Source organism: Nocardiopsis protaetiae, from assembly GCF_045446735.1.
Taxonomy (GTDB): Bacteria; Actinomycetota; Actinomycetes; order Streptosporangiales; family Streptosporangiaceae; genus Nocardiopsis; species Nocardiopsis protaetiae.
On sequence record NZ_JBJJBV010000313.1, the window covers coordinates 1 to 7,130 of the forward strand.

The following is a 7,130-nucleotide window of genomic DNA, read 5'->3' on the forward strand; positions in this document are numbered from 1 at the left end:
GTCCGCGAGGGCGGTGTCGGCGCGCAGGCCGCGCCGCCGGGCCAGGTCGGCCAGGTGGGCGGCGGCCGCCTCCTGGCCGGGGGAGACGGGCAGGGTGACCAGCTGGAGCGGGGCCAGCCAGGCCGGGAAGGCCCCCTGGTGGACCTCGATGAGGTGGGCGACCACCCGCTCGATGCTGCCGATGACGCTGCGGTGCACCATGACGGGCCGGTGGCGGGCCCCGTCGGGTCCGGTGTAGTGCAGGTCGAAGCGTTCGGGCTGGTGCAGGTCGACCTGGACGGTGGACAGGGTGGACTCGCGTCCGGCCGGGTCGGCGATCTGCACGTCGATCTTGGGTCCGTAGAACGCGGCCTCCCCGGGCCCCTCCTCCCAGTCGAGCCCGGCCTGCTTGAGGGCGTTCACCAGCAGGTCGGTGGCGTGCTCCCACACGGCCGGCTCGCCGGCGTACTTGCCGCCCGGGCCGGGCAGGGACAGCCGGTAACGGACGGGGGTGATGCCCAGGGCCCGGTGGGCGCGGCCGATGAGCTCCAGCGCGTTCGCGGTCTCGTCCACGACCTGGCCGGGGGTGCAGAAGATGTGGGCGTCGTTGAGGCGGATGGCCCGCACCCGGGTGAGCCCGCCCAGCGACCCGGAGGGTTCGTGGCGGTACATGTCGCCGAGTTCGGCGATGCGCAGCGGCAGCTCCCGGTGGCTGCGCGCCCGCGACCGGTACATGAGGGCGTGGTGCGGGCACAGGCTGGGGCGCAGCACCAGCTCGTCGCCGCCGTCCTCCAGGGACGGGAACATGCCGTCGCGGTAGTGCGACCAGTGCCCGGACCTCTCGTAGAGGGCGCGTTTGCCCAGGGCGGGCGAGTACACGTGCGCGTACCCGGCCTCGCGTTCCAGGCCGCGCACGTACTCCTCCAGGGCGTGGCGGACGGTGGCGCCGTCGGGGAGCCAGAACGGCAGCCCGGCGCCGATGAGCGGGTCGGTGCCGAACAGTTCCAGGTCGCGGCCCAGGCGGCGGTGGTCACGGGTTCCTCCCGAGGAATGTGCGGGGGGCGGACCACCGGATGCGCGAAGCCCCGGAGCGGTGCGCCCCGGGGCTTCGTTGAGTGCAAGAGTCAGCGCGCCGGTGGCATCTCCGGCGTCGTCGTGCTGTGGGCGCGCTGCATACCGCCGACCGTAGCAGAGGACCCGCGGGTGTGTCCTGCGGAAAACCGCACCCCCGGTCGGCGGGCGGCACCATGGCCGGGGCCGGGGTGCGGCGACCAGCATGGACACCGTCGGAGAAGCGAGGGCTGGAGGGCCATGATCACCCTGCGGGGACTGACCAAACGCTACGGCGACGTGCTCGCCGTGGACTCCCTGGACCTGGAGGTCCGCCCGGGGCGGGTGACCGGGTTCCTGGGGCCCAATGGTGCGGGCAAGAGCACCACGATGCGGATGGTGCTGGGGCTGGACCACCCCACCTCCGGGCAGGCCTTGGTGGGCGGGCGCCCCTACCGGGAGCTGGACCGGCCGCTGCACCACGTGGGGGCGGTGCTGGACGCGCGCGCCGTGCACCCGGGGCGCAGCGGCCGCGCCCACCTGCTGGCGTTGGCCCGCACCCACCGCATCCCCGACCGGCGGGTGGACGAGGTGCTGGAACAGGTCGGCCTGGCCCCGGTGGCCCGGCGCCGGGCGGGCACGTTCTCGCTGGGGATGAGCCAGCGGCTGGGCATCGCCGGGGCGCTGCTGGGCGATCCGGGGGTGCTGCTGTTCGACGAACCCGTCAACGGGCTGGACCCGGACGGGGTGCGGTGGATCCGCGAGCTGATGCGGGAGCTGGCGGGGCAGGGGCGGACCGTGTTCGTCTCCAGCCACCTGATGAGCGAGATGCAGCTGACCGCGGACCACCTGGTGGTGATCGGGCGGGGGCGGCTCATCACCGACGCCCCGTTGGCCGAGGTGCTGGCGGACAGCGCCTGGACGGCCGTGGTGGTGCGCAGCCCGCACCCGGAGGACCTGGTCACCGCGCTGGCGGCCGAGGGCGCCGGGGTGGAGCGGGCGGGGCCGACCGAGCTGGTGGTCACCGGCCTGGAGATGGAGCGGGTGGGGGAGCTGGCCCACCGGGCCGGGGTGGTGGTGCACGAGCTGCGCACCCGCGACGCCTCCCTGGAGCAGGCCTACCGCGAGTTGACCGAGAACGCCGTGCAGTACACCGCCCGCAAGGGAGAGCAGTCATGAACGCCGTCCTCCCCGCTGTCGTGGAACGTCCGGCCGGGCCGCGCCGGGCGTGGTCGGACCTGGCCGCGGCGGTGTCCGCCGAGTGGGTGCGGCTGCGGTCGGTGCGCACCACCTGGTGGGGGGCCGCGGCGGCGCTGGCGCTGATGTGCGCGGTGGCGCCGTCGGTGGCGGTGGCCACCGTCTCCAACGCCCAGAACGGGTCGGTGCCGCTCACCGAGGTGCCCGCCGCGGAGATGGCGGCCTACGCCACCCTGTGGGTGGTGCAGTTCGCGGTGATCGGCCTGGTGCTGCCGATGATCACCACGGAGTACTCCTCCCGGTCGCTGCACGCCTCCCTACAGGTGGTGCCGGTGCGGTGGCGGCTGCTGGCGGCCAAGACCGTGGTGGCGGCGGGGTTCGCGTTCGTGCTGGGGGTGGTGGCCGCGGCGGCCGGGACGGCGCTGTCCTTCGCGGTGATGGCGCACCCCTACCTGGAGGGGTACGGGACGCTGGAGGCGGGCGCGGCGGCCGCCTCCGTGCTGCGCCAGGGCGCCTATCTGGCGCTGATCGCGGTGACGGCGCTGGGGGCGGGTGCGGCGCTGCGGTCGGTGGCCGGGGCGCTGACCACGGTGTTCCTGCTGGTCGTGGGGTTGCCGGTGATGCTGTTGATGATCGGTGGCGAGGTGTCGGTGTTCCTGACCGAGCGGACGCTGTTCGTGGCCGGTGCGGCGTTCATGGACACCGACCTGGCGCTGGGCCCGGTGGACCTGGGCCCGGGTCCGGCGGGCGTGGTACTCCTGTGCTGGTCGGCGGTGGCGCTGGCGGCGGGCGCGGTGCTGCTCGCCCGCCGCGACGCCTAGAGGAAGCTGGGGGCAGGGTGGCGGGTCGTTGGTGGGAGCCGGTCGCGGCGGTGGCGCTGCGGTGCGCACGCTCCCTGGTCGGGGCGCTGGCCGGGCAGGTCACGGCCGCGGCCACCGTGCTGTGGCTCCTGGCCGCCCCGGTGGCGTTGCGGTCCGCGGCCCGGCCCCGGGTGGCGGGGTGGGCGGTGCGGATCGCCGACCGGGACCTGGACCGGCTGGACCGCTGGTACGGCAGGGCGCTGCACCCCGACCCGGGGGCCGGGCCGCGGGTGCGGTACCTGCTGGCCCGGCTGCCGGTGGCGCTGGTGTCCTCGCTGCTGCTGTTCGTGCTGGGCGGGCTGGCGCTGCTGTTCGCGATCGGGCTGGTGTGGGACGCCGCCACCGGGGGCGCCTCGCTGGTGGAGATCCACATGACGGGGGTGAACCTGCGGATCTCCTCGCTGTCCCTGGGCGCGATCTTCGGCCTGGGCACCGCCGGGCTGCTGTGGGCGGGCACTGAGGCGGTGGCCGCGGCCGAGGCGCTGCTGGCCCGCCGCCTGGTGGGGCCGAGCACGCAGGACCTGATGGCGCGACGCATCGACGAGCTGACCCGGACGCGGTCGGAGGTGGTGCGGGCGGTGGACGAGGAGCGCCGCCGGATCGAGCGCGACCTGCACGACGGGGTGCAGCAGCGGGTGGTGGCGCTGTCGATGCTGCTGGGCCGGGCCCGGCGCGGCGGCGACGCCGAGCGGGCGGCGGGGCTGGTGCGCGACGCCCACGCGGAGGCGCTGGTGCTGCTGGAGGAGCTGCGGGATGTGGCCTGGCGGGTCTATCCGAACGCGCTGGACACGCTGGGGTTGGCGGCGGCGCTGACGGAGGTGGCCGACCGGTGCCCGCTGCCGGTGGCGGTGCGGGTGTCCGCGGACCCGCCGCCGGAGGGGGTTCCGGCGACGGCGCTGTACTTCGTGGCCAGGGAGGCCATCACCAACGCGGTCAAGCACTCGGGGGCGGGGCAGGTGGTGGTGCACCTGGACGGTATCGGCGGGGGTGCGGGTGGCGGGGGCTGGGAGTTGCGGGTGTGGGACGACGGCCGGGGCGGGGCGGATGTGTCCGGGGGCGGGTTGACGGGGCTGGCGCGGCGGATCGCGGCGCTGGACGGCACACTGTCGGTGGACAGCCCGGCGGGCGGGCCGACCGCGGTCCGCGCCGTACTGCCCGGCTGAACCGGAGAGATGGAGTGTGTTCATGCGTCTGGTGATCGCCGACGACTCGGTGCTGCTGCGGGAGGGGCTGGTGCGCCTGCTGGAGGAGGAGGGGCACGAGGTGGTGGCGGCGGTCGGGGACGCCGAGGCCCTGGTGGTCGAGGTGGCCCGGCTGGAGCCGGAGGCGGCGGTGGTGGACGTGCGGATGCCGCCCACGCACACCGACGAGGGGCTGCGGGCGGCGCTGCGCATCCGCGCGGAGTATCCGCGGGTGGCGGTGCTGGTGCTGTCGCAGTACGTGGAGCGGCGTTATGCGACCGAGCTGCTGACCGGTTCGCCGGGCGGGGTGGGGTACCTGCTCAAGGACCGGGTGTCGGAGGTGGGGGAGTTCCTGGCGGCGCTGGAGCGGGTGGCGGCGGGGGGTGCGGCGTTCGATCCGGAGGTGGTGCGGCGGCTGCTGGCGCACGCCCAGTCCGATCCTCTGGCCCGGTTGACGCCGCGTGAGCGGGACGTGCTGGAGCAGATGGCGCAGGGGTGGAACAACCCGGCGATCGCCGAGCGGCTGCACGTGTCGTTGAGCGCGGTGGAGAAGCACGTCAACGCGATCTTCGACAAGTTGGACCTGGACCACGGCACGGGGCACAGCCGGCGGGTGCGGGCGGTGCTGCGTTACCTGGGGGAGTGAACACCAGGGGCCCTTGATGCAACAGGAAAGAAGGTTTACTTTTGCGTCACGCCCCCGTGACCCACGGCGACGACACCCCCACACGGAGGAACCGTGCCCGCATCCACCTCCCCTCCCTCCCCTCTCCGATCCCGCGCCCGCCGACTCCTGCCCGCCCTGCTGGCGGCGCTCGCCCTGCCCCTGGCCGGGGCGGCCCTGCCCGCCCCGGCCGCGGCGGCGGCCGCCGTCACCGTCACCACCGGGCCCGAACTCGAACAGGCCCTGGCCGCCGCCCGGCCCGGGCAGACCATCACCCTGGCCGGGGACCGCCGCTACGTCGGCACGTTCACGGCCACCCGCGCCGGGACCGCCGGCGCCCCCATCACCCTCACCGGCCCCCGCAGCGCCGTCCTGGTCAACGACGACACCCCCTCCGGCAGCGGCTGCCCCGCCCCGGGCACCCACCGCAGCGGCTACGGGCTGTGGCTCTACAACGCCTCCCACTGGAACCTGCGCGGGTTCACGGTCGCCGACTCCAAGAAGGGGATCGTCATCGACCGCTCCACCTCGGTGCACATCAGCGGGGTGGAGGTGCGCCGCACCGACGAGGAGGGCGTGCACTTCCGCTCCTCCAGCGCCGACGGCTCCCTGCGCGACTCGCGCATCCACGACATCGGGCTGGTCCAGCCCGGTTACGGCGAGGGCCTCTACATCGGCTCGGCGCACGGCAACTGGGGCTGCCACGGGCTGACCGGCGGCCGCGACCGCAGCGACCGCATCCAGGTCACCGGCAACCACTTCGGGCCGAACGTGCGCGGCGAGCACATCGACGTCAAGGAGGGCACCCGCGACGGCCGCGTCGCGAACAACACCTTCGACGGGCGGGGCATCTCCGGCGTCCACTACGCCGACAGCTGGGTGGACCTCAAGGGCAACGGCTACATCTTCGAGGACAACACCGGCACGTTCTCCCCGCCCGGCACCTTCACCCACGGCTACACCAGCACCCAGCAGCTGGCCGGGGAGGGCTGCGGCAACGTGTTCCGGTCCAACCGCTCGGACCTGGGCGGGGTGGGCGGCTATGCGATCGCGCTGTGGAGCCAGTCCTCCTGCGGCTCCAACCCCAACACCGTCCATTCCAGCAACACGGTGGCCAACGCCCGCCAGGGCCTGACCAACATCCCCCTCACCCCGTGAGACCGGCCCGGCGGCCGCGGGCGCGGCCGCCGGGGCCGCGCTCAGCCCTGGGGGCGGGTGCGCAGCGGCGCCCGCCCCTCCAGCCGGTCGTTGTCCAGGGAGGGGTCGCAGAACGACCCGCCCAGCAGGTGGTGGGGCGGCTGCTCCGGGTCGGGCTCGGCGCCCTCGCGGGCCAGGATCGCCGGGGCGAACACCTCCGAGTCGTCCTTGGGCTCGAACCCCAGCGCCCGGGCCTCGGCCAGCGACCACCAGCGGCGGGTGTTGTCGGAGACCCCCCACAGCACCCGGAAACCCGGGGAGGGGACGGCCAGCAGCGCCTCCACCAGCCGGGCGCAGTCGTCGGGCGACAGCCACGACGCCAGCATCCGCGAGTCCCGCGGCTCGGCGAAGCAGGAGCCGATGCGCACGCACAATACGTCCAGCCCGTACCGGTCGTGGTAGAGGGCGCCCAGGGCCTCGCCCGCGGCCTTGCCCACCCCGTAGTGGGTGTCCGGGCGCGGGAAGAGGTAGTCGCCCGGATCGCCCGCCGAGCGCGGGTGGAAGCCCACCGCGTGGTTGGAGCTGGCGAAGACCACCCGGCCGACCCCGGCCCGGCGGGCCGCCTCGAACACCTGGCGGGTGCCGTGGATGTTGACCTGGAGGATGTCCTCCCAGCGCTCCTCCAGGCTGAACCCGCCCAGGTGGATCACCGCGTCCGCGCCCGCGAACGCCGCCTCCATGGCGGCCAGGTCGGTGACGTCCCCGGTCAGTACCTCCACCGCCTCGCCGGGGGCGGCCGGCTCCTGCGGGGCGACGTCCACCAGCCGCAGGACGCGGCCGGGGCGGGCCAGCCTGGGGCGCAGCAGGGTGCCCACACCCCCGGCGGCCCCGGTGACGACGATGACTTCGGACATGCCCGCTACTCCCTGCCCTGGACGACCCTGGACGGCCCATTGTTCCCGTAACGTGCCCCGCCCGCCTCGCCCCGCCGTGCCGTTCCCGTGGCGGGCGGCCCGGCACGCGCGGCGGCCCGGGGCGGGCCGGGGGCGGGCACACGGCGGC

At 74.9% G+C, this 7,130-nt stretch carries 7 protein-coding genes; 5 read left to right on the forward strand and 2 right to left on the reverse strand.

The window, feature by feature from the left end; translation table 11 throughout:
- On the reverse strand, positions 1-1,257 hold a 1,257-nt coding region (gene thrS, locus ACJOT3_RS30255), incomplete at its 3' end, for a threonine--tRNA ligase (RefSeq protein ID WP_406976547.1).
- Positions 1,258-1,290: 33 nt separating this feature from the next.
- On the opposite strand from thrS, the gene ACJOT3_RS30260 reads away from it, so the two are divergent.
- The 5 genes from ACJOT3_RS30260 (at position 1,291) to ACJOT3_RS30280 (ending at position 6,089) form a co-directional block, all read left to right on the forward strand.
- Positions 1,291-2,208, forward strand: coding sequence for an ABC transporter ATP-binding protein (locus ACJOT3_RS30260; protein WP_406976548.1), 918 nt, complete (start codon positions 1,291-1,293; stop codon positions 2,206-2,208).
- Positions 2,205-3,047, forward strand: a complete 843-nt coding sequence (locus tag ACJOT3_RS30265; protein WP_406976549.1) for an ABC transporter permease — start codon at positions 2,205-2,207, stop codon at positions 3,045-3,047. The genes ACJOT3_RS30260 and ACJOT3_RS30265 overlap by 4 nt, the downstream gene beginning before the upstream one ends.
- 17 nt (positions 3,048-3,064) lie before the next feature.
- On the forward strand, positions 3,065-4,249 hold the full coding sequence (locus ACJOT3_RS30270; RefSeq protein ID WP_406976550.1) for a sensor histidine kinase: 1,185 nt from the start codon (positions 3,065-3,067) through the stop codon (positions 4,247-4,249).
- A 22-nt stretch (positions 4,250-4,271) separates the two neighbouring features.
- Entirely contained in the window at positions 4,272-4,913 is a 642-nt protein-coding gene (locus tag ACJOT3_RS30275; protein WP_406976551.1) for a response regulator transcription factor, read from the forward strand.
- A 93-nt stretch (positions 4,914-5,006) separates the two neighbouring features.
- Positions 5,007-6,089, forward strand: coding sequence for a right-handed parallel beta-helix repeat-containing protein (locus ACJOT3_RS30280; RefSeq protein ID WP_406976552.1), 1,083 nt, complete (start codon positions 5,007-5,009; stop codon positions 6,087-6,089).
- A gap of 41 nt (positions 6,090-6,130) precedes the next feature.
- Here ACJOT3_RS30280 and ACJOT3_RS30285 read toward each other — a convergent pair whose 3' ends face one another.
- Positions 6,131-6,982 carry an NAD-dependent epimerase/dehydratase family protein gene (locus ACJOT3_RS30285; RefSeq protein ID WP_406976553.1) on the reverse strand — a complete coding sequence of 284 codons (852 nt, stop codon included), beginning with the start codon at positions 6,980-6,982 and terminating at the stop codon, positions 6,131-6,133.
- Positions 6,983-7,130 lie beyond the last annotated feature (148 nt).